The organism is Carboxylicivirga sediminis (assembly GCF_018156225.1).
Classification (GTDB): Bacteria; Bacteroidota; Bacteroidia; order Bacteroidales; family Marinilabiliaceae; genus Carboxylicivirga; species Carboxylicivirga sediminis.
This window is the reverse complement of the sequence record NZ_JAGTAR010000008.1, coordinates 22,254-44,082: the sequence shown is the minus strand read 5'-3', so window position 1 is coordinate 44,082 and position 21,829 is coordinate 22,254. Positions and strand designations below refer to the sequence as shown.

Below are 21,829 nucleotides of genomic sequence, written 5' to 3'. Positions count from 1 at the left end.
TTACGCATAACATTCCGTGAGGTTTAGTATAAATACCTATATATGGCAAACGTTATCTCCTACCTGATGAACCCCTTTTTAAACCTGACGAATGAAAGCCCAGACGTAAACATCAAGGGTGAGAAAATGTTTACACAAAAAAAGCCAGCTACCCATAAGGTAACTGGCCTGTGTTCATTTATGTCGGTTATTGTGTGAGCTTAATTGCGGCTTGCCAGAATTTCTTCAGTAGCAGCCCTGCCAGCGCGTAATGCACTAATATTAGACTCTACTACAGCATCTCCTTTGCGACCAAAAATCTTTCTCAACCCTTCTTCCAGAGCACTGAATTCAATATCAATAAAAGGTGAAGCAGCCCCAAGCATCACAATATTTGATGAGCGCTTTGTAGCCACTTCTGAAGCAATTTTATCGGCATCAATGGCAATGTGATTAGGCTGTTCAGCAATCTTTGCCATCACCACTTCCATTTCAGGGTAATTAGGGATATTGACAAATGGTGTGGTATTGGTTACTAACCATCCGCTTTTTGACAAGTACGGCAGATAACGCAGAGACTCCATTGGCTCTACAGATAAGATGATATCTGCTTTTCCTTTAGGAATAAGATCTGAAGCAATAGGGTTGCTACTTACGCGCAAATGCGATTGCACATCGCCACCTCGCTGACTCATACCGTGAACCTCAGCCTGCTTTAAGTGCAAATCTTTATCTACAGCAGCCATTCCTATGGTTGCAGCAATGGACAGTATACCTTGACCGCCAACACCTGCTAAAACTATATCTGATTTCATTTCTTTTATTTTTAACTATACTCGCTGCATAGTGCATTGCGCACTAGTCGCTGAGCACTACTTTTTACAATCCTAACTCTTTAACTTTCAACACGAGGCTCTTATTTCGAAGTGTTTGAATACATTGACGACGAGGAATAATCACTGACACGCCCTGGTAATCGAACTCTTCTTTAATAATATTCACCATCTCATCGAGGTTGGCTGCTGTTGGCTTAAACACTCTGATATGTTCAGGATCAACGCCAATACCTTCAATGATTTGCTCCAGGTGACCCAGCGCCTGTGAATCCTGACCTCCTGTCATACCCGTAGTATAGTTATCCGAAACAATAACGGTAATTGGCGTACCTTCGTTAACAGCATCCAGCAGGCCTGTCATGCCAGAGTGTGTAAATGTAGAGTCTCCAATAACTGCTACAGCAGGCACTAGACCAGCATCAGCAGCTCCTTTGGCCATCGTAATGGAAGCGCCCATGTCAACGCATGAGTTCACTGCATTATAAGGAGGTAAAGCGCCAAGTGTGTAACAACCAATATCGGCAAAAACACGTCCCGGACCATACGATTCCAAAGCTATATTAAGGGCTTTATACGCATCAATGTGTCCACATCCTTTGCACATTGCAGGAGGTCGGCCAACCAGTAAATCAGGCACTACATCCCCTTCTTCAATTGGCAATCCTAAAGCTGCAGCCACAATATTAGGATTTAATTCACCGTCACGTGGTAAAGTTCCATCCAATCGGCCAATCACAGGTGTTCCGGCTTCCTGATAACCTTTAAGCAACTCTTCAATTACAGGATACCCATCTTCCAGCACTAAAATCTTATCACACTCATTCACCATACGCTCAATATCCTTACGAGGCATTGGGTATTGCGACAATTTCAACACAGGGTGATTCAATGCTTTATCCTGGAAGTTTTCCATCAGATAGTTGTGCGCTATACCGCATGCGATAATTCCCAATGAACGATCCGAAGCATCGGTATAAGTGTTATATGGCGATTCCATTGAGATCTTCTCCAAATCAGGGCGAGTCTCAATCAGTTTCTTATAATTACGACGGGCTATTGAAGGCAGTAAAACAAATTGCGTTGGGTCCTTTGGCAGGCATACTGTTTTCTCATCCAACAAAGGCTTACGAACAACACCGGCACGCGAATGTGCCAAACGAGTCGTAATACGAATCATGACCGGCACGTTGAACTTCTCTGACATTTCAAAAGCTGCATATGTCATGTCGTAAGCTTCCTGCTGATTAACCGGCTCTAAAATTGGAATCATTGCAAACTTACCATACACGCGACTATCTTGCTCATTTTGGCTTGAGTGCATCGAAGGATCATCAGCTGCCACCACAACAAATCCGCCATTTACACCGGTAATTGCTGCGTTAATAAAAGCATCAGCTGCCACGTTCAATCCCACATGTTTCATACAAGTCATGGCACGCTTACCAGCATAGGCCATACCTAAAGCAGACTCCATAGCCGTTTTTTCATTGCTTGACCACTTACTATGAATATTACGCTCTTTTGCAATTTTCGAATCCTGAATATATTCAGTAATCTCAGTAGAAGGCGTTCCCGGATAAGCATATACACCTGATAAACCGGCATCAATAGCTCCCTGGGCAATAGCTTCATCTCCTAACAATAGTAACTTTTGCATTGTGCTTATTTGGTTTTATATTATTACTTATTTGCTTCTGTTCGCTAAATAACAAATATCTAAACCCTTTATTAATGACATTTATCACAGCTTACAATTTGAAACCGTTCTTAATAATAAATCGTTAGCACCAGCCTTCTTCGCCCTCCATTATTCCTGAATTCGCATAAATATATCCCTTGCCAAATACCAAGGTTTAATCTCCCATTTGTAATGGGAATAGTTAACGAAGTACCAACCAACGATGATTTAATATGAGCAGGCATATCATCCTCACCCTCTAATACATGCTTATAATCAGCATCATATTCAGGCACCATCTTGTTAAAAACTGTTTCAAAATCATCCCTGACAGTAGGATCAGCATTCTCATTAATTGTTAATCCAGCTGATGAATGCTGCAGAAAAACATTAAGCATCCCTACTTTTGGCAGTTCGGGCAAAGCTGCTATCAATTCATTTGTTATCAAATGAAAACCTCGACGACGCTTATCTAAATCTATTTCTATTTGTTTTATCACTGCTTCAACACTTTAGACAACATTACTATTTCATATCACATTAGCATGGAATTATAACACAAATCGTATATCATCATTAATTTACCCTATTAGGCGGAACACCTCCACTAAAGTAAGTATGTATATTAAGAGCTACTAATTTTGACATCTCACCGCGCGTTTCATGCGTTGCGGTACCCAAGTGTGGCATCAGTACCACATTAGGCAAGTCCCTAAAGGCATCTGGTATCAACGGTTCATTTTCGAATACATCCAAACCAGCTCCTGCAATTTTATCGGTCTTTAATGCTTCAATCAAAGCATCTTCATCAACCACAGGCCCGCGCGCTGTATTAATCAGATAAGCACTTGATTTCATCAGTGCCAATTCTTTTGCCCCAATCATTTTCTTCGTTTCGGCTGTCAATGGCATATTCAACGATACAACATCTGATGTTTTTAGCAGTTCTTCAAATGGTAAATAGGTAGCATTAAACTCCTTTTCAATGGATTCATCAATCCTTTTGCGATTATGATAGACTACTGACATCCCGGAAGCAACAGCCCTTCGGGCCAAAGCCTTGCCTATTGCCCCCATACCAACAATCCCCAACTGCTTACCCACAAGGGTAGTACTTAAGTTGCGCATCACACCCCATTTAAGGTCCTGTTTATTCTTTAGAATATTATTCATTTCCCCTAAACGACGAGCTACAGCAATCATTAAGCCCATAGCCAATTCAGCTGTTGGTTCTGTTACCGGGTCCGGACTATTGGTCACAACAATTCCTTTGGCATTAGCATGTGCCATATCAATATTATCGTAACCGGCACCAAAATTGGCAATCATCTTGAGCTTCGGAGCAGCATCAATCACCTCATTAGTGAGTTTATTGCCATATACGGTAACAATCGCATCTACATCTGCCACCTTCGTCACTAATTCATCATGGGTAAAGTCCTCATTGGCCGGATAAACAATCTCCCAATCCGGAAGAATCTCCTCAAACTCCTGACGGGGAACCGCCAGCATGATTAGTACTTTCTTCATCATATTACGCATTGAATTTTAACATTTTCATTACTATGTGTAAAGATAAACCATACGAACGAAAGACAATATGACATTTTGCTTGCCAATTTTCGATTTTAAGACTAATTTGATCAGTCCAACGCAAAAGTTTATGCCCTATTTACATTCTAAATATGAAATCCCCGGCGATAATGGACAACATGAAGTCCTGCCCAACCTATTGGGAATAAATAAACTTGACGCCATTCACAAAGTTGAGTTTGAGGGTTTTTTAAGGGCTCAGTACCAATTATTAGAGGAACTGACTACTCATACTAAATTTGATTTCAATTACATACAGCGCATTCACCAATTATCACTGCACAAAGTATATACCTTTGCCGGCCAACTGCGTCAGGTCAACATGACTAAAGGGGGATTTTTATTCCCCACAGCCAAGTTCTTACCAAAAATCTGCCATGAGTTTGACCAGCAAATATTAGATACCCTGCCTGATTACTACCAAAGCAAACAGCAATTAATAGTAGACATAGCCAAGGTGCATGCCGAGCTATTGTTTATACACCCTTTTAGAGAGGCTAATGGAAGAGTCGCACGAATATTGGCCAATATGATGGCTATTAAACAGGGCTATGATTTTTTAGGATTTTATAAAATCACACAGCGACAGTTCAAAGATTACATCATCGCCGTTCAGTCGGCAGCCGAACAAAACTACCAGCCGATGACCGATATTATTAATGCTATTTTTTAAGGTCTTCTTCAACGTGTATTACCATACTCTGAAGCTCTTCTTCTGAAAAATGAATTCCTTCAATCTGAAACGATGCGACAAGCGAATGAAGCATTTTTTGAAAACGCTCTTCTGTATTTTTAAGGGAAGGATTGCTGTCGATAATTTTTGTCTCCATATAGTAAAGATACGAAAAACCGATTGTTTTCGTTAGTATTTAGCAAAGGGATTTAGTAGATAATCTTTAATTTTTCATATCACTATTTCCTTTATATTTTTACGCCACTTAATAAGAGGTATGGCATTATCTTTAGCTCAATTAAGTTGGCATTGACGAAATATCTAAACCTGTGAAAAAGAATCATTTTATACCATTAGTAATTGTAATTTTATACACTCTACTACCCACTATTACTCATGCGCAAACCCAAATAAGAGGCAGTATAACTGACACTCTCAGCAATGCCATAGCATTTGCCAACATTATTATTCTTGATAGCAAAAATGGTGGTGTAAGTGATGCTAATGGCCATTTTTCTTTTTCAACCACCAATAACCTGCCCTTTCAACTGCAGGCTTCCTCAATTGGCTTTCATACGTCAACAATAGAGGTAAAAGACTCGGTTGAAGCACAAAATATAAGAATTACACTACGTGTAAAACAGGAAAACCTCAATGCAGTAAATATTGAGGGACAAATAGCTGACCAGTCTTTTTCGAAGATTGACCCCAAGCTTGCTAACAGGCTACCAGATGCAGGAGGTGGTAACATTGAAGGATTAATTAAAAGCCAGATGGGCGTTTCGTCGAATAACGAGCTGAGCTCTCAATACCGGGTACGAGGTGGCAATTACGATGAAAACCTTATATATGTCAACGACATAGAGATATATCGCCCGTTTTTAATCCGCTCGGGCCAGCAGGAAGGTCTAAGCTTCGTCAATCCCAACCTGATTTCCTCATTAAAATTCTCCCCCGGAGGATTTGAGGCACAATACGGCGATAAAATGGCATCGGTACTTGATGTACGATACAAGAAGCCCCAGTCCTTAAGCGGAAGCATGAATGCCAGCCTGCTAGGAGCATCCGGACATATTGAAGGAACATCAAAAGACCAGCGTTTTACGGCCATCACCGGCATACGCTATAAAACAAATCAGTATCTGTTGGGCACACTCGATGTTAGTGGCGATTACAATCCCAGCTTCTTCGATGTTCAAACCTTTCTCACTTACCAACTTTCTGACCGTTGGCAATTAGAAGCTCTTGGCTACTACTCGCAAAACAACTACGAATTTGAGCCTGTTGACAGAGAAACGTCGTTTGGGACCATCAATGAGGCTAAAAAACTCAAAATATACTTCGAAGGCCAGGAGAAAGACGTATTCCAAACAGGTTTAGGCGCTGTAGCCCTCAAATTCAACCCTAACGGCGACAACCAATATAAAATAACCACGATGGGTTACAGAACCTATGAAGAGGTAACCTATGACATACTGGGGCAATATTGGTTACAAAACATAGAAAACCAGGATGGCTCAACACCCAACCCACAGGAAGACGGCATACAGAACATTGGTGTTGGCACCAATCTCGAACATGCTCGCAACGACCTGTTAGGCATTATACAAAACATTGCCTTACAGGGTAAACAAAACATTGGCAAACATCTGTTTTCCTGGGAAGTGAAGTACCAGCACGAGTATTTTAAAGATTATATTAATGAGTGGGAAATGCGCGATTCTGCCGATTACTCCTTACCACACTCTGATAAAGAAGTAAAGCTTGTATACTCGTACAAAGCCGATCATGAAACTAGCAGCAATCGTGTTACCAGCTATGTGCAAGATGCCTTTAAGCTATATACTAATGATGGTTTTCTCTTAGTTAACGCCGGCATCAGAACCAACTACTGGGATTTCAGCAATGAATTTCTGATAAGTCCACGCATTAACCTGCTTTATTATCCAAACTCAACAGTTAACACCCGCTACAGACTGGCTGGAGGTATTTATTATCAATCGCCTCTTTACCGAGAAATGCGACGACCTGATGGCACCATCAATGAGCAAATAAAGGCCCAAAAGTCTGTTCAAATAGTTGGCGGCTTTGACCGCATATTTGAGGCCATGCAGCGCGAATTTAAATTCACAACTGAGGCCTATTACAAACATCTGACTAACCTTAATCCCTATCAGGTAGACAATGTTCGCATACGCTATTCAGGCACTAATAACGCAAAGGGATATGCAACTGGTATCGATTTTAAGCTGCATGGCGAGTTTGTCCCTGGTGTTGAATCATGGGCCAACCTTTCGCTAATGAAAACTGAAGAGGATATACTAGATGACTATTACACCGAAACCGATATTGATGGTAATGAAACAATAATTTACCCGGGATATATTCCCAGGCCGTCAGATCAACGCTTTTCCTTTTCGCTGTTTTTCCAGGACTATTTGCCAAACAATCCTGACTTCAGAGTCAACCTTAACTTACTATATACCAGCGGACTTCCTTTTGGTCCACCACAATCGCCACGCTACATGGCAGTCAACCGCATGCCTGCCTACCGACGCGTTGATATTGGCTTTTCGAAGGATTTAACAAAATGGTTCAACAAAAATAACAATATAGTAAAAGATTGTTGGGTAAGTCTCGAAGTTTTTAACCTGTTTGATATCAGTAACACCATTTCGTATTATTGGGTGAGTGACATTTACAATCGTCAGTACGCAGTGCCCAATTACCTAACTTCCAGAAGACTCAACCTTAAATTCTCTATAATGTTTTAACTCCCATCATTCGAACCAAACACAAAAAAGGATTTTATTAAAAATATCTTTTAGTATTAGCGTAACAAAAAGGAACCTTAGCGCGTTTTTAACGTAAATAAACCGTTACTTTTGTGTTGGATAAATCTATGACTCAACTCGACCCGACCATATTATTAGTGGATGATTCTGCGGTTAACCTCGAAATCCTTTCAGAGGCACTCAGCAGGTACAATACTGTATCAGCTTCCAATGGTGATGATGCCATGGAAATTGCCTTCTCCAGGAATAAACCCGACCTTATACTGCTAGACGTTATCATGCCAGGTATTGATGGTTATGAAGTGTGTAAAATACTCAAGAGTAACGAGCAATCTAAAGATATTCCTATCATTTTCATTACCGGACAAAACGATTCTGAAAGTGTTCTAAAAGGCTTCGAGGCAGGTGCCGTTGACTACATCACCAAGCCATTCAATATACTGGAGCTCAAAGCAAGAGTCAAAACACAGCTATCGATAAAAATGGCCCGCGACCAAAATCAACGGCTAATGAACAAAATACGCACCGTTAACAAAAAGTTGACCGACAGTATTGAGTATGCTCAAAAAATCCAGAATGCCAGTTTACCTTCAGATGACTTTCTGAATAAGGTATTACCTGAGCATTTCATACTTTTTAAGCCGCGCGATATTGTAAGCGGCGATTTCTATTGGGCCGAAGAAAGCGGTGACAAGCTTATTATTGTATCAGCCGACTGTACCGGACATGGTGTCCCCGGTGCTTTCATGAGCATGTTTGGCTTAGCCTACCTTCACGAAGTGGTTGGTAAAAATGAAATTACACAACCTGCCGAAATCATCAACGAACTGCGACGAATTGTTATCGAATCGCTTAAACAGGATGAAGGCAGCGAAGTGAAAGATGGCATGGACATCAGCATAGTTAGCATCGATAAAAAGCAACAGGTAATTGAATTTGCCGGTGCCTTTAACGATATGCTGCTATTGCGCAACAAAGACATGCAAATTTATGAAGCAGACCATATGCCTGTGTCTATTGGCGAAATAAATCAGCCATATACCAATTACACCATCAATTATGAAGCAGGCGATTGCATCTACCTTTATACAGATGGCTACCCATCACAGTTTGGCGGCCCCAATGACAAGAAGCTCATGCAAAAAGGGTTTAGAAACCTGCTCCTTGAAAATCATCAATATTCAATGAAAGAGCAAGGCGACATCTACAACAACTTCTTTGATATGTGGAAAGGCATTAACGACCAGATAGATGATGTACTGGTAATTGGCATCAGGCTATAGCCTCTCCTATTTAATGACTTTTAGTTTATTACCATTACTATTGACCTCCTGTCAGAACACAAACGATATTCATTTAATGAACTCATAAGCATAAAAATACAGCAAAGTATTATATCTTTGCACCGTATTAATTATGATACCAACAGTTCGCAACCATCCTGTTGTAAAATAAAACTAGGAGATTTGAACAATGCTTTTCAAGAGTGATTGTATTCACAGTCATGGTCTTCTCTGTTTTATAACAATTTTGTTTGCTGCTGTTTTTAAGTTAATTAAAATGAAAAAAGCAGTCGTATTACTATCTGGCGGATTAGATTCTGCTGTTGCTTTATACCTTGCCAAACAGCAAGGCTTTGAGCTGTATGCCCTATCATTTGATTACGGTCAGCGCCATAACCGCGAGTTGGAAGCGGCGAAAGCAATTGCCGAAAAAGCCGGAGCAAAAGAACATCAAGTAGTTAGCCTGAAGCTTGATAAATGGGGAGGCTCATCCCTTACAGATAGCGCAATGGAAGTGGAAGATGGCGACGTTGACAGAGCGGACATTCCGGTGACTTATGTACCGGCCCGTAATATGGTTTTTCTCTCTGTAGCCGCTTCACTAGCCGAAGCAATTGAAGCACAAGATATTTTCATCGGCGTCAGCCAGGTCGATTATTCGGGCTATGTTGATTGCCGCCAGGAATTTATCGAGAGCATGGAAAAAACCATTAACCTGGGTACTGTAATGGGTGCTGAACAAAACAGGCCAATAAAAATTCATGCCCCTTTCGTAAACAAAACCAAAGCAGAAGAAATACAATTAGGCGCTGAACTTGGTGTCGATTTTGGTCTAACATGGAGCTGCTATCGAGGAGGAGAAAAACCATGTGGCACATGTGACAGTTGCCTTCTAAGAGCTAAGGCATTTGCCGAGGCCGGCATAACAGATACGGCACTATAAACAATAAGAGAAGAATAAAAAATGGAGAAGTTGGTATTGGCCAAAGAGGGCGTTTTTCCGGTAGTTTACAATCATATTGGTGAACGCATTAGTGACGCGCCAAAAACAGGCTTACAGTTTCCTGGCACTATCCAGGGAGAAGGAAAATTAGCCGGTGTACCGTCACTATTTATACGCCTGTCGGGTTGTAATCTGCGCTGTATATGGCAAATGGAGGACAACAGCTTTTGTCGTTGCGACACCACTTACGCCTCATTTCATCCGAATGAAATTATCGAATTAAGCACTGACGATGTTTTTAATTGGGTAAAGTATAACCTGGATGGAATACACCATGTGGTAATTACCGGTGGTGAGCCGCTCCTGCAAAAAAGAGCATTAGCCCCTTTATGCCAAAAACTTAAAGAGGAATTAAACGTACATATAACCATTGAATCTAACGGTTCACTATTCGATGCCAATGTAGCACAATGGATTGACCTGTTTAGTATTTCGCCCAAACTAAGCAACTCAGTGCCTACCCCCGAAAAACTGGCAGCTTACCAACTCAATGAAGCTGGTCCATACAAGTTTCATAACCAGAAAAGACGGAACATTGAAGCACTGCAGGCATACATCGACCTGACCAACAGTAGCAATAAGGAACTACAGCTGAAATTTGTTGCAGGTAAAAGCGATGATTATAATGAGATAAAAGATGATTTCCTAAGCCACCTATTAAACTGGAAAGCAGACGATATCATGCTAATGCCTTTGGGTGCAACTCGCGAAGAAATAGCGAAGTCATCACCCTTGGTTCTTGAGATGGCCATCAGAAACGGTTGGCGCTTTTGCCCCCGTGTTCATATTGAGCTATTTGGCAGCAAGTCCGGAGTTTAACTATACAATTAACAAGCAATGATTAGTAGTGAAGGAAAATTTCTTGGCAAACAGGTAGATTATCCACAAAACTATGCACCCGAGATGCTGGTAGCTGTACCACGACATTTCAATCGCACACAATATAATTTACATGAGGATAATTTACCATTTATTGGTGTTGATGTATGGCACGCCTACGAACTAAGCTTCCTGACAAATAACGGACTACCCGTAACGGGCCTGCTTAAGGTGATTTATTCTGCCACAAGTAAAAACATCGTCGAAAGTAAATCCTTTAAACTTTACCTCAACTCCTTTAATATGCACTGCTTTGGCAATACGATGCAGGAAGGATTGGAAGAAGTATTAGCATTAATTAAAAAAGACTTAAGCCATCTTTTGGATACTGATATTTCGCTTCACTTTTTTCGACAGGATTGCACAAAGACTGCATATGATTTCGCGGATTATCAGGTGCTGGAAAATATGGTTAACGCCGATACAATCAAATTTGAGCATTACAACGAAAATCCAGACTTGTTAAAAACATCGGGTATTGCCGGAGAACTAAACTTTGCCTCTCACCTGTTACGAAGTAATTGTAAAATAACCAATCAACCCGATTGGGGCACTGCGTATATTCATATTAAGGGTCAAGAGCTACCCACTGGCATAAGTCTCTTACAGTATATTGTTTCAATTAGGAATGAGAATCATTTCCACGAAGAAATCTGTGAGATGCTTTACAAGCGTCTGTGGGACATTTTTAAACCCGATGAACTGGCTGTCAGCTGCATTTACACTCGGCGGGGTGGTATTGACATCTGCCCAATACGCGTTAGCCATGAGCACCTATTACCCAGGCACTTGTCTGACGCTTCTGTTTTAAGCCATAAACTGCTGAGACAATAAAAACTTTGCCCTGCCAATACCAGCAGGGCAAAATTTCTTAACCAACCAGTTCCGTTTTTAAACTGGTCCTATAAATCGTATTATCCGCAATTGGGCATCGCTTCTCAATATCATGCAAATAAAGCTCTTTCTCTGCTTTAGTCATATCTGCATCAATTTCTACCATGGTCCGTATTTCAACAAATCCGGCTCGCCCTTCTCGGGTTTTTCCCAGTAAAAAATCTTTATCAATATCGCCCTCCAGCTTAACAGATATACTACGAACAGGCAATCGCTTTTGATTGGCAATAATGCGCCCTATCGCACAAATACACGCCGGAATGGAAGACAGGTATATTTCCATCGGATTGGGTCCTTCATCCGTGCCGGCAGGTTTAGGTTGATCAATAATAAAATTGTGTGAACACTCGATTTCAGTGCGAAAGCCTTCTTGCATTTTTGCTCCCACTTTCAGGGTTGATATAGCCATGATATAAAAGTTTAATTGTTAGCAGGCGCAAAAGTAAGGTTTATTTCAAGCATATGTTCATTATAGTATTTCTTTCTTACATGTTATTCAACAGCTTTAGGCCCTAACTCAATCACTTCCATATCTTTTATTTCTGATCCATCAATGGCAAACCGCAATGCTGTTCTGACGCTATGAAATCCAGAGATGCCACATGCACCCGGATTTAAATGCAGCAGTTCAAGCTTTTTATCGTAAATCACCTTCAGTATATGTGAATGTCCTGAAATAAATAGTTTTGGTGGATGCTTATAAATCTGACCTTTAACCAGGTTATCGTATTTGCCCGGATAGCCCCCAATATGAGTCATCCAAACATCAACCCCCTCACACATGAACCGTTCGTGAGCTTTTAACTCCTGCCGTAAATCTGTTCCGTCGATATTGCCATAAACAGCACGTACAGGCTTCAACTGCCGTAATTGATCAAGTACACGAATATCGCCGATATCACCGGCATGCCAAATCTCATCAACATCTTTAAATAACACCTTAAATCGTTCATCCAGATACGAATGTGTATCCGATAATAAGCCTATCCTGGTCATACCCCTTCGAAATATTATAATTCATTGCCAAATCTACCCTATTTTTAATATTTTTAAGCTTATAAGATGCTATACTATGCTAATCGAACAACAATTTTTCAACCGCGATATCAGCTGGCTTTCTTTTAATCACCGAGTACTGGAAGAAGCAAAAGATATCAGTCTGCCTCTATTCGAAAGGTTAAAATTTCTGGCCATCTATTCCAATAATCTTGACGAATTTTATAAGGTAAGAGTAGCCGAATATCGCAACGCCACTTTACATCCAGAGAGTTATCCGGACATCCCTCATGCAAAAGTGACACTTGAAAAAATCAATACCATTGTTGGTCAGCACTGGATTGAATACAGCAAAATATTCAAAGGACAAATCCTTCCGTTAATGGAAGAAAATGGCATCACACTGCACCTGGACGGTTACTCAAACAAAACCGAGCATATGCAGTTTATAGATAACTTCTTTAATACGGAGCTCATCCCATATTGTCAGCCTGTTTTGCTTAATAAAGGCACCAGAAGTTTTATGCGTGACAACCGATTATACCTGGCAGTAAAGCTTTACCGTAAACACAAAAACAAGGATAAGAAGAATAAAAAGAGAAGAGCTCGTTATGCATTAATCAAAGTTCCAACTAACGATCACCCACGCTTTATTAAGCTGCCACAAGTAGATAAGCAACACCATTACATGTTTCTGGATGATGCGCTTCGCTACGGGTTACCCGAACTATTTCCGGGCTACGATGTAGTAGGCAGCTGGGGCGTAAAAATAACCCGCAATGCCGATTTAGGTATTGAAGATGAATTTTGGGGCGACCTGGTGGAGAAAATCAGAAAAAATCTGGCACTTAGAAAAACCGGCACACCAGCCGGCTTATATCACGACAGAGCTATACCTTCCGATGTGCTTAACTTCCTGATGGACTCGTTTGACATTAAACCCATTGAGCTGGTTGAGACAGGCAGCTACCAAAATCTGCATGATTTCTTTTCGTTTCCAAATCCATTTTCACCAAAGCTGGAATGGCAGGCTCCAAAACCAATAAAACCATTTGAGTTGGAAGAAGCCGGCTCAATGTTTGAAGCTATTAAGCGAAAAGAGCGGGTACTACATTACCCCTATCACTCTTTCGACTATGTTATCCAATTTTTACGAGAAGCCGCCACTGATGATAAAGTAGATGAAATAAAGGTTACCCAATACCGTGTGGCTAGTAACTCAGAGGTAGTTGGCGCGTTGATATTTGCAGCACACAACAAAAAGAAAGTAACTGTATTTGTTGAAGTTAAAGCGCGCTTCGACGAAGAAAATAACCTGTATTTTGCCCGCCAAATGGAGAAGGCTGGTATCAAAATCATCTACAGCATACCTGGACTGAAAGTGCATGCAAAGATGGCACTGGCCATCAGAAGAGCCAATGGCGAACGAAAGCGCTCATTTGCCTACCTCAGTACTGGCAACTTCAATGAAAAAACGGCACGCTTATATGCCGATCATGGTTTCTTTACGTGTAATGATGCTTACCTGGATGATATGGAAGCTCTTTTCAAGTACCTTGAGGACCAAAGCACCAAACCTAAGCTAAATAAACTGCTGATTACACAGATTAATTTACGCAAGCAAATTATGAAGCGCATCAACAGGGAAATTGAGCTATCTAAAAATGGCAAACAGGGATATATACTCCTTAAGATGAATGGCATTCAGAATAAAAACCTAATCAGTAAACTTTATGAAGCCAGCCAGGCAGGTGTAAAAATAGACCTGATAGTAAGAGGCATATGTTGCCTGGTGCCCAATCAGCCATACAGTGAAAACATAAGAGTATTGCGATTAGTGGATAGTTACCTGGAGCACGCCCGTATATGGGTATTTGGCAATAATAACAATACAGAAATGTTTCTATCATCGGCTGACTGGCTAAACCGAAACATCAACCGCCGGATTGAAACAGCCTTTCCGATTGAACAACCGGAACTAAAAGCTGAAATTCTGACTATGCTGGAGATGCAGCTGGCAGATAACGTGAAAGCCAGAAACATTGACGAGTACCTCAACAATGTGCGGATAGAAAGCAACTCTAAACCGTTAAAGGCTCAACAGGCCTTCTATCAATACCTGCTCCAGCTCGATACGATTGTGCGCGAAGATTATAAAAAGCAAAAATAATACCCAGGCAATGAAAACACTTATACTTACCAGACATGCCAAAACAGAGCAGCTGGGTTACATGAGCTCCAAGTCTGACTTTGAAAGAGAATTAAAACCTCGCGGTTACAACGACTCCAAGCTTATTGCCGATGATCTTCTGCAGCGAAACATCATTCCGGACCTACTCATAACCAGCAAAGCGCAAAGAGCCGAACAAACAGCTGCTATTTTTGCAGATACATTTAACCTGGATAAATCCTTAATGGTACATGAGCAGTTTTTGTATGATGGCTACACTACTTCCGAGTTAATCACTTACCTTGGACAGTATAACCATACTTGTAACATAATTATGCTGGTTGGGCACAATCCGGAAATTGCCATGACAGCCATAACGCTCACCGACAGCGACTACCTTCACTTTCCTACTACAGGCACAATTGCTATTACATTTAACGTTAACAACTGGGAAGATATTAATGCCCGTGAAGGAAAAATCGACTGGTTTGTAAGTCCTAAGATGCTGAAGTGACCCGATTAATTAATGTCAAAACTATATTGAACGGATCGGCTACCAAAGTAGATCCCTGGTTTGGCACATCCTATACCATTAACTTATATCGCGGCTGCAGTCATGGATGCATCTATTGCGATTCGCGCAGTAAATGCTACCAGATCGATGATTTTGATAACATCCAGGTAAAACAAAATGCCATCGAATTGCTTAATAAAGAACTGCGAGCTAAGAAAAAACGCGGCACTATTGGCTTTGGCTCAATGAACGACTGCTATATGCCAATAGAAAAACAACTCAATTTAACCCGTCAGGCACTTGATCTCGCCGTTTATTATCGTTTTCCTGTTCACATCATCACGAAAGGCACTTTAGTTCTTCGGGACATTGATCTGCTTAAGGCCATTGCAAAAGTATATGCAGCCGTTTCCATTACAATCACAACAGCTAACGATGCGCTTGCCAGCTCCATTGAACCTAATGCCCCACTGCCCTCTGAACGTTTCGAAACTATCAAAACACTGTCTGATGCCGGAATCTATTGCGGCATCACCTTGATGCCCGTATTGCCTTTTATAACAGACTCATTTGAAAACACAGAGCAATTGATAGTCAAAGCCAGGCAGGCAGGTGCTCAATACATTATCGGTGGCTTTGGCTTGACATTAAGAGATGGGAATCGGGAGTATTATTACCAACAGCTAGATAGACATTTCCCTGGTTTAAAAGACCAGTATATGAAGCAATTTGGTGATAGGTATAATTGCTTTACAGAGCAAACCAACAAAGCTTATAAACACTTTAAAATGGTATGCAAGGAAAACCTTATGGCTACAAAAATGCAGTTTTACCAACCGCCACAGTCCATGCAGGGCACATTATTCTAGAGCTACGGTACTTTTTTAATAAAAATGCCGCTCATCACTGAACGGCATTGTATGCTATTGTGGTCTTTTTAGCTTAAACCTTATCCTGAGAACCCCATTATCATAGGAAGTTGTTCCCAGCACAAACTCACCAACCTCTTTGGTATTTTTCACATGCTCACCAATACACGGACATGCATCATAATCACCAACCCGCACAATTCGTATCTCTTCTCCGGTTGTATCTGGTAACTTATCCAAATCAAACTGAGCAGATGCCTCTTCCCTACCCACAATCTGCTCTGTTACATCTAGGTGCCGCATCAACATTTCGTTAACTTTTCCAGCAATCACCTGTTCCTCTTCACTCGTCAAGGCCCGGTTAAAATGGTAATCACATTTTGACTTCTTTCGCTCCAGATGGTTAGAAAAAGATCGATTACACTCAAATAGCTGAACCATCGTTTGATTGAGTACATGCTCAGCTGTATGCATCTCTGGATTATAACTTTTCATAACACTAATATTAAGAAATTACACCTGAACCAATCAACTCATCTTTATCATACCATGAAGCAAATTGGCCGGCTGTTATGCCTCTTTGAGCTTCGTCGAACACCAAAAACATGCCGTTCTCCCGGCAATGTAAAATTCCTTTTTGTAGAGGTTGACGATAACGAATTCGCAGATTCAGGCGTCGGGAATCCCCAACATTCATAGCCAGATCCTCACGCACCCAATGTATTTCATCTGGCATTATTCGCAAGACCTTACGAAACAAACCTGGGTGTTCTTTACCCATTCCGGCATACACCTGATTATACTCAACATTTGTTCCTATAATAAATAACGGTTCCGGAAACCCGCCAATATTCAAGCCTTTGCGTTGACCAATAGTGTAGAAATGTGCACCATTATGATTGCCTATCTTTTTGCCATATTTCGGATGAAAAGCATAGGGTTTTGACAGCTCTTCCAATACCTCATCCTCTGGATTTTTAATCTCAGCTTTACTCCAGTCCCTAACAAAAAGCTCACTGTCTTTATCAACTATAAATACACGGCCTTTTTTAGGCTCAAGTTTCTGTTGCAGAAAAACAGGCAAATCCACTTTACCAACGAAGCAAATACCCTGAGAATCCTTCTTATGTGCTGTTATCAGATTAAGTTCATTAGCAATACGCCTTACTTCGGGCTTAACAATATCACCTATAGGAAATAAGGCTTTAGCCAGTTGAGCCTGACTTAACTGACATAAAAAATAGCTCTGGTCTTTATTATCATCGCTGCCGGCCAACAAACGATGTACTTCACGCCCGTTTACCACAACAGTTTCTTTTCGGCAATAGTGCCCAGTTGCCACATAATCAGCCCCCAGTTCCAATGCTTTATCCATAAAAACATCAAACTTAATTTCGCGATTACAAAGCACATCTGGATTAGGCGTACGCCCTTTTTCATATTCAGCAAACATATAATCTACTACCCGTTGACGATAGAAGTCACTCAAGTCAACCGTATGAAACGGAATGCCTAACTTCATAGCTACCGCCTTAGCATCAAACTGATCGTCTAACCAGGGACAATCCGCTTTCAGCACACCAGTTGTATCGTGCCAGTTTTTCATAAACAAGCCTATCACTTCATACCCCTGCTCTTTAAGCACGTATGCTGCAACACTTGAATCAACACCTCCCGACAGGCCTATTACAACTTTCTTTTTCTGCATCTATTATTCTCCTTTCTTGCCAATTAGCGCACAAAAATACTATTTTTTTATTGTCTATTGAGAAATATGAATTTCAAACTCATTACCAGCATCAGCTGGTTGCATACAAAAAGCCACTGCATGCTAACATACAGTGGCTCTTATATGTAGTACAAACAAATATTATACGTTGATCATCATTGGCATCAGCAACATCAATTCGTCCTCATTTTCACCATTTTCAAATGGCAATAGAATACCGGCCCTTGATGGATCGGATAACTCGAGAATAACATCAGTTGAATTAAGATTTCCAAGAATATCGGCTAAGAAACCAGATTTAAAACCAATTTCCATTTCATCGCCCTCATACTGGCAAGTCAATCGCTCATGTGCTGAGATACTAAAATCAATATCCTGAGCTGAAACGACCATTTCACCAGAAGTTAACTTCAACTTAACAAGGTTACTGGCTTGGTTTGAGAAAATAGACACACGACCGAGTGTATTATGAAACTCATTACGATCAATTATCACCTTATACGGATTATCCTGTGGAATCACAGCATTGTAGCTTGGATAGTTACCTTCCACCAAACGACAAACCAACTTATAGTTAGGTAAGGTGAAAAATGCATTTTTATCATCAAATTCAATAACCACCTCACCACTCTCCTTTGGCAATACATTTTTTAATAAGCCCGCAGGTTTCTTAGGTAAAATAAAAGATGCTGAATAATCGGTTTTCGCATCTAAGCGGCGATAACGAACTAATTTATGAGAATCTGAAGCAACAAATGTAACATTCTCTGGTGATAACTCTACCAAAATACCATTCATCACCGGACGTAATTCATCGTCGGCCGTTGCAAACAATGTTTTATTGATTCCTGACTCCAAGAGATCGATGGCCACCTGTAAGTTTGAACTTTTATCAGCATCCAATTGTGGTAACTCAGGAAAATCAGCCCCATCTTGTCCAACAATGCTAAACTTACCTTTTTCGGTAATAATATTAACACCAAATGTATCCATGTTAATATCAAAATTTAAAGGCTGCTCAGGGAATTTCTTCAATGTTTCCAATAAAATACGAGATGGCAATGCAATAATACCTTCCCCGTCAGAATTATCTAACTCCAACGAAGTCACCATTGTCACTTCAAGGTCAGATGCTGTTAAAACAAGCTTATTGTCTTTCAGGTCGAATAAAAAGTTATCGAGGATTGGTAACGTACTCTTATTACTAATCACACGACTAATAGCTTGCAGATGCGATAGTAATTCTGTACTGGAAACAACAAATTTCATATGATTATTCTGTTATTAGTTTTTATCAAATATATCAAAAAAACAGATAATTACACGATTTCACCTGTTCTTTTAAATGAATGAATTCATAAGTTGCAAGATACTAAAAAACACTACTGCTCAAAAGGATGAATAGACTAACTTTTCATGAGTTATTAACACCCCGTTTTAACTAAAAACAATAACAATTTTGAGCACCTGACATTTGGAAATTATCGGTAATTATCGGCCAAACCGACGAAAACGCCAGTAAGTAAACAAAGCACTGCCAAGTATGACCAATAACACGGGGAGTGCAACATTCAGCCACTTCCACCAAGCAGTGCCTTCCGATAGATTTTGCTTGTCCAGCAAACGAAGGGTTAAATGGCGTCCTCTCAACTGCATCCAGCCATCATCATCACAAAGATAATTAACTGCATTAACAATAAAGTCCTTATTGCCATATTGCTGCCCGGAACCTTCATCAAAACCCAATGGTAGTATTTGCGGATTAGAGTCTTTAAACCTCACTTCGTTTCTAATAATATCCCCATCGGCTACCACCATCAACCTGGTGAATTTACTTTCTGAAACAAAGCTTTTTGACTGAACCAAGCCCTGCGGTGCCTGTCGATTAACAAATACTGAAGGAAAGATGCCTTCCTGAATAAGGGCAACAGTTTGGTGAGGAGACTGAAATTCCTCCTGCTTTGGCTGCCTATTAACATCAGCCATAGATATAAAGACCGGTATCTGACTGACCTTTGTAAATTGAGACGAACGAAGCAACACCTGCCTGCTAAGCTGCAAGTTTCCACCAACTGTATCGATCGTCCCGGCAAAACTGCCCCTTACCAGATTTATATTGCGAGTTACCGGATGATTTTGTGAGGACGACAGAAGCGGACTATACAACCAGGGAACTGGCACTAATTGAGGCTGTCCCTGCGGTCTGGCATTCATAAGTATCCGACCGGCCTGCACATCTTCAATCACTACCGGATTCACTCTCACACCATATTTAAACAACTGATCATCAAGATTAACATCATTATACAAGCCTATTGTTTGGGGTGTTCGGCGCAAGCTATCCAATGTAACATTTACTGCATCAATAAAAAACAATAGTCGCCCCCCATTCATCAGATACTGATCAAGCACATATTTGTCTTTCTCCGAAAATGGCGTGGAGGGCTTTGCAACTATCACCACCTCATAGCTTTCCAGGATTGACGCATCATTCCCAATTTTTCCTCTATCAACCTGATAAAAGGCCGAAAGAGCATCTGTTGCCTCTATTACATCAAGTTCATCAAGCTCACCGTGCCCTTCCAAAAAAGCAATTTTAGGCCGCTCTTCGCTAGACAGACGCTTAAATGCCTCTGTCAGCTTATACTCCAGGCTCTCAATTGATATATTCAAGTTTTCAGCTCCACTGCGTGAAGGCAGATTCTCCAGCAGGTCGATTCCAACAATGCGATCTTCATAGTAAACCAGTGCATACGGAAAAACATAGGATTGAATTTGCCGACCATCTTCACCAGATTCAAACACATTTTGCGGTTCAAAACCATATTCAGCCAATTCCTCAATAAGCGCTTTCTTTTCCTTGCTATTATGGTCATCAGGATTTATAAATACAAACTGCATATTATGGCCAGCTTCTGCTTTAAGTTCTTCCAGCATCTCACGTGAAGCATTTGATAGCTGCCTGAAGCCACTATTCAGTTGCCCCTCCAGGTATACCTTTACATACAAATCAGAATCCAGCTCTTGCATAAACTGCCGCGTTGTTTCTGTTAAGGTGTAACGTTTCTCCGAAGTCAAATCAACACGAAAAAACAGCTGCTTACTTAACCAGGCCACTGCCATTAATCCGAATAATACAGTGACTAATTGAACCAGTTTATTTGAATGTTGGATACGCTTATTCATAATAGATAACTAGCGTTTTGAACGCATTAACGATAGTTTAGTAATATATAAAAAGAAGAACACTAAAGATACCAGGTGAACAATATCTCTGGAGTCAATAACCCCACGACTGAGAGAGCGATAATGGCTATCAATTCCCAAATAGCTAATGGTATCGCGATACGCCACAAGGCTAGGTATAGCAGCCAATGAATCAAATCCAGAATAAAACATAAAGGATAGCAACACGGACAATACAAAAGCCACAATCTGATTATCGGTTAATGAGGACGCAAATACACCTATAGCCACATAAACAGCAGACAGAAACACCAGACCAATGTATGATCCCCACGTGCCCCCCAAATCCATATTACCAACCGGATGTCCTAACTGCTGAACGCTGTAAACATAAATCAATGTTGGTAAAAGACTAATCAGAACAACCGCTAAACCCGCTAGAAATTTACCAAACACAATTTGCATCTCTGAAATTGGTCTCGTCAGCAACACATCTAATGTTCCCATCTTTTTTTCATCGGCAAACAGGCGCATACAAACCGCAGGAACTAAAAACAGGTATACCCATGGTGCTAAATAAAACAACGACTCCAGGGTAGCGTACCCTCCATAGATAATATTTAAATCGTTTGGTATAACCCACAAAAACAAACCGGTGACCAATAAAAAAACAGACAAAACCAGCGCTCCGGTAATGGAACTAAAAAATGTGACTAACTCTTTTTTAAACAGTGCGAACATCTAACTTCCTT

Annotated in this window: 22 protein-coding genes; 10 read left to right on the top strand and 12 right to left on the bottom strand. The window is 40.7% G+C overall.

All coding sequences use genetic code 11. The features are described from left to right. Positions 1 to 42: 42 nt before the first annotated feature. Positions 43 to 198: a hypothetical protein gene (locus tag KDU71_RS06830; RefSeq protein WP_212189173.1), complete on the top strand. Its 156-nt coding sequence runs from the start codon at positions 43 to 45 to the stop codon at positions 196 to 198. Positions 199 to 200: 2 nt separating this feature from the next. On the opposite strand, the gene KDU71_RS06825 is transcribed toward KDU71_RS06830, so the two are convergent. The 4 genes from KDU71_RS06825 to KDU71_RS06810 form a co-directional block, all read right to left on the bottom strand. After that, entirely contained in the window at positions 201 to 794 is a 594-nt protein-coding gene (locus tag KDU71_RS06825; protein ID WP_212189172.1) for an indolepyruvate oxidoreductase subunit beta, read from the bottom strand. Between the two features lie 64 nt (positions 795 to 858). After that, positions 859 to 2,472 (bottom strand): thiamine pyrophosphate-dependent enzyme, encoded by a 1,614-nt coding sequence (locus KDU71_RS06820; RefSeq protein ID WP_212189171.1) that lies wholly within the window; start codon positions 2,470 to 2,472, stop codon positions 859 to 861. A 110-nt stretch (positions 2,473 to 2,582) separates the two neighbouring features. Beyond that, positions 2,583 to 2,993 (bottom strand): secondary thiamine-phosphate synthase enzyme YjbQ, encoded by a 411-nt coding sequence (locus KDU71_RS06815; protein WP_212189170.1) that lies wholly within the window; start codon positions 2,991 to 2,993, stop codon positions 2,583 to 2,585. Positions 2,994 to 3,069: 76 nt separating this feature from the next. Beyond that, on the bottom strand, positions 3,070 to 4,026 hold the full coding sequence (locus tag KDU71_RS06810) for an NAD(P)-dependent oxidoreductase (RefSeq protein ID WP_212189169.1): 957 nt from the start codon (positions 4,024 to 4,026) through the stop codon (positions 3,070 to 3,072). 130 nt (positions 4,027 to 4,156) lie between these two features. Here KDU71_RS06810 and KDU71_RS06805 point away from each other — a divergent pair, with 130 nt between their 5' ends. After that, the gene (locus KDU71_RS06805; protein WP_212189168.1) at positions 4,157 to 4,759 is read left to right on the top strand and encodes a Fic/DOC family protein; all 603 of its coding nucleotides are present in this window, start codon (positions 4,157 to 4,159) and stop codon (positions 4,757 to 4,759) included. Here the strand turns inward: KDU71_RS06805 and KDU71_RS06800 are convergent. Beyond that, complete coding sequence (locus tag KDU71_RS06800; RefSeq protein WP_212189167.1) at positions 4,749 to 4,916, bottom strand: hypothetical protein; 168 nt, start codon at positions 4,914 to 4,916, stop codon at positions 4,749 to 4,751. The genes KDU71_RS06805 and KDU71_RS06800 overlap by 11 nt on opposite strands. Before the next feature lie 172 nt (positions 4,917 to 5,088). Between KDU71_RS06800 and KDU71_RS06795 the strand changes: the two genes are divergently transcribed. From KDU71_RS06795 to KDU71_RS06775, 5 genes are all read left to right on the top strand, one after another. Continuing rightward, positions 5,089 to 7,533, top strand: a complete 2,445-nt coding sequence (locus KDU71_RS06795; RefSeq protein ID WP_212189166.1) for a TonB-dependent receptor — start codon at positions 5,089 to 5,091, stop codon at positions 7,531 to 7,533. A gap of 128 nt (positions 7,534 to 7,661) precedes the next feature. Continuing rightward, positions 7,662 to 8,837, top strand: coding sequence for a PP2C family protein-serine/threonine phosphatase (locus KDU71_RS06790; RefSeq protein ID WP_212189165.1), 1,176 nt, complete (start codon positions 7,662 to 7,664; stop codon positions 8,835 to 8,837). 277 nt (positions 8,838 to 9,114) lie between these two features. Next, the gene (gene queC, locus KDU71_RS06785) at positions 9,115 to 9,780 is read left to right on the top strand and encodes a 7-cyano-7-deazaguanine synthase QueC (RefSeq protein ID WP_212189164.1); all 666 of its coding nucleotides are present in this window, start codon (positions 9,115 to 9,117) and stop codon (positions 9,778 to 9,780) included. 21 nt (positions 9,781 to 9,801) lie between these two features. Then, the gene (locus KDU71_RS06780) at positions 9,802 to 10,659 is read left to right on the top strand and encodes a 7-carboxy-7-deazaguanine synthase QueE (RefSeq protein ID WP_212189163.1); all 858 of its coding nucleotides are present in this window, start codon (positions 9,802 to 9,804) and stop codon (positions 10,657 to 10,659) included. Between the two features lie 18 nt (positions 10,660 to 10,677). Beyond that, positions 10,678 to 11,553 carry an NADPH-dependent 7-cyano-7-deazaguanine reductase QueF gene (locus KDU71_RS06775; protein ID WP_212189162.1) on the top strand — a complete coding sequence of 292 codons (876 nt, stop codon included), beginning with the start codon at positions 10,678 to 10,680 and terminating at the stop codon, positions 11,551 to 11,553. A gap of 37 nt (positions 11,554 to 11,590) precedes the next feature. Here the strand turns inward: KDU71_RS06775 and KDU71_RS06770 are convergent, their stop codons facing one another. After that, positions 11,591 to 12,022 (bottom strand): OsmC family protein, encoded by a 432-nt coding sequence (locus KDU71_RS06770; RefSeq protein WP_212189161.1) that lies wholly within the window; start codon positions 12,020 to 12,022, stop codon positions 11,591 to 11,593. An 83-nt stretch (positions 12,023 to 12,105) separates the two neighbouring features. Continuing rightward, positions 12,106 to 12,609 carry a metallophosphoesterase family protein gene (locus KDU71_RS06765; protein ID WP_212189160.1) on the bottom strand — a complete coding sequence of 168 codons (504 nt, stop codon included), beginning with the start codon at positions 12,607 to 12,609 and terminating at the stop codon, positions 12,106 to 12,108. 76 nt (positions 12,610 to 12,685) lie between these two features. Here KDU71_RS06765 and ppk1 point away from each other — a divergent pair, with 76 nt between their 5' ends. From ppk1 to KDU71_RS06750, 3 genes are read left to right on the top strand one after another with little or no spacing between them, the layout of a single operon-like run. Beyond that, positions 12,686 to 14,779, top strand: a complete 2,094-nt coding sequence (ppk1, locus tag KDU71_RS06760) for a polyphosphate kinase 1 (protein WP_212189159.1) — start codon at positions 12,686 to 12,688, stop codon at positions 14,777 to 14,779. A 10-nt stretch (positions 14,780 to 14,789) separates the two neighbouring features. After that, the gene (locus KDU71_RS06755) at positions 14,790 to 15,293 is read left to right on the top strand and encodes a SixA phosphatase family protein (RefSeq protein ID WP_212189158.1); all 504 of its coding nucleotides are present in this window, start codon (positions 14,790 to 14,792) and stop codon (positions 15,291 to 15,293) included. Beyond that, positions 15,290 to 16,162, top strand: coding sequence for an SPL family radical SAM protein (locus KDU71_RS06750; RefSeq protein ID WP_212189157.1), 873 nt, complete (start codon positions 15,290 to 15,292; stop codon positions 16,160 to 16,162). The genes KDU71_RS06755 and KDU71_RS06750 overlap by 4 nt, the downstream gene beginning before the upstream one ends. Positions 16,163 to 16,216: 54 nt before the next feature. Here the strand turns inward: KDU71_RS06750 and KDU71_RS06745 are convergent, their stop codons facing one another. From KDU71_RS06745 to gldF, 5 genes are all read right to left on the bottom strand, one after another. Beyond that, complete coding sequence (locus KDU71_RS06745; protein WP_244828256.1) at positions 16,217 to 16,657, bottom strand: alanyl-tRNA editing protein; 441 nt, start codon at positions 16,655 to 16,657, stop codon at positions 16,217 to 16,219. A gap of 10 nt (positions 16,658 to 16,667) precedes the next feature. After that, entirely contained in the window at positions 16,668 to 17,870 is a 1,203-nt protein-coding gene (gene mnmA, locus KDU71_RS06740; protein WP_212189156.1) for a tRNA 2-thiouridine(34) synthase MnmA, read from the bottom strand. A 162-nt stretch (positions 17,871 to 18,032) separates the two neighbouring features. Then, positions 18,033 to 19,160: a DNA polymerase III subunit beta gene (gene dnaN / locus KDU71_RS06735; RefSeq protein ID WP_212189155.1), complete on the bottom strand. Its 1,128-nt coding sequence runs from the start codon at positions 19,158 to 19,160 to the stop codon at positions 18,033 to 18,035. Between the two features lie 222 nt (positions 19,161 to 19,382). Next, complete coding sequence (gldG, locus tag KDU71_RS06730) at positions 19,383 to 21,077, bottom strand: gliding motility-associated ABC transporter substrate-binding protein GldG (RefSeq protein ID WP_244828254.1); 1,695 nt, start codon at positions 21,075 to 21,077, stop codon at positions 19,383 to 19,385. A gap of 9 nt (positions 21,078 to 21,086) precedes the next feature. Further along, positions 21,087 to 21,818 (bottom strand): gliding motility-associated ABC transporter permease subunit GldF, encoded by a 732-nt coding sequence (gene gldF / locus KDU71_RS22990; RefSeq protein WP_244828252.1) that lies wholly within the window; start codon positions 21,816 to 21,818, stop codon positions 21,087 to 21,089. Between the last annotated feature and the right edge of the window lie 11 nt (positions 21,819 to 21,829).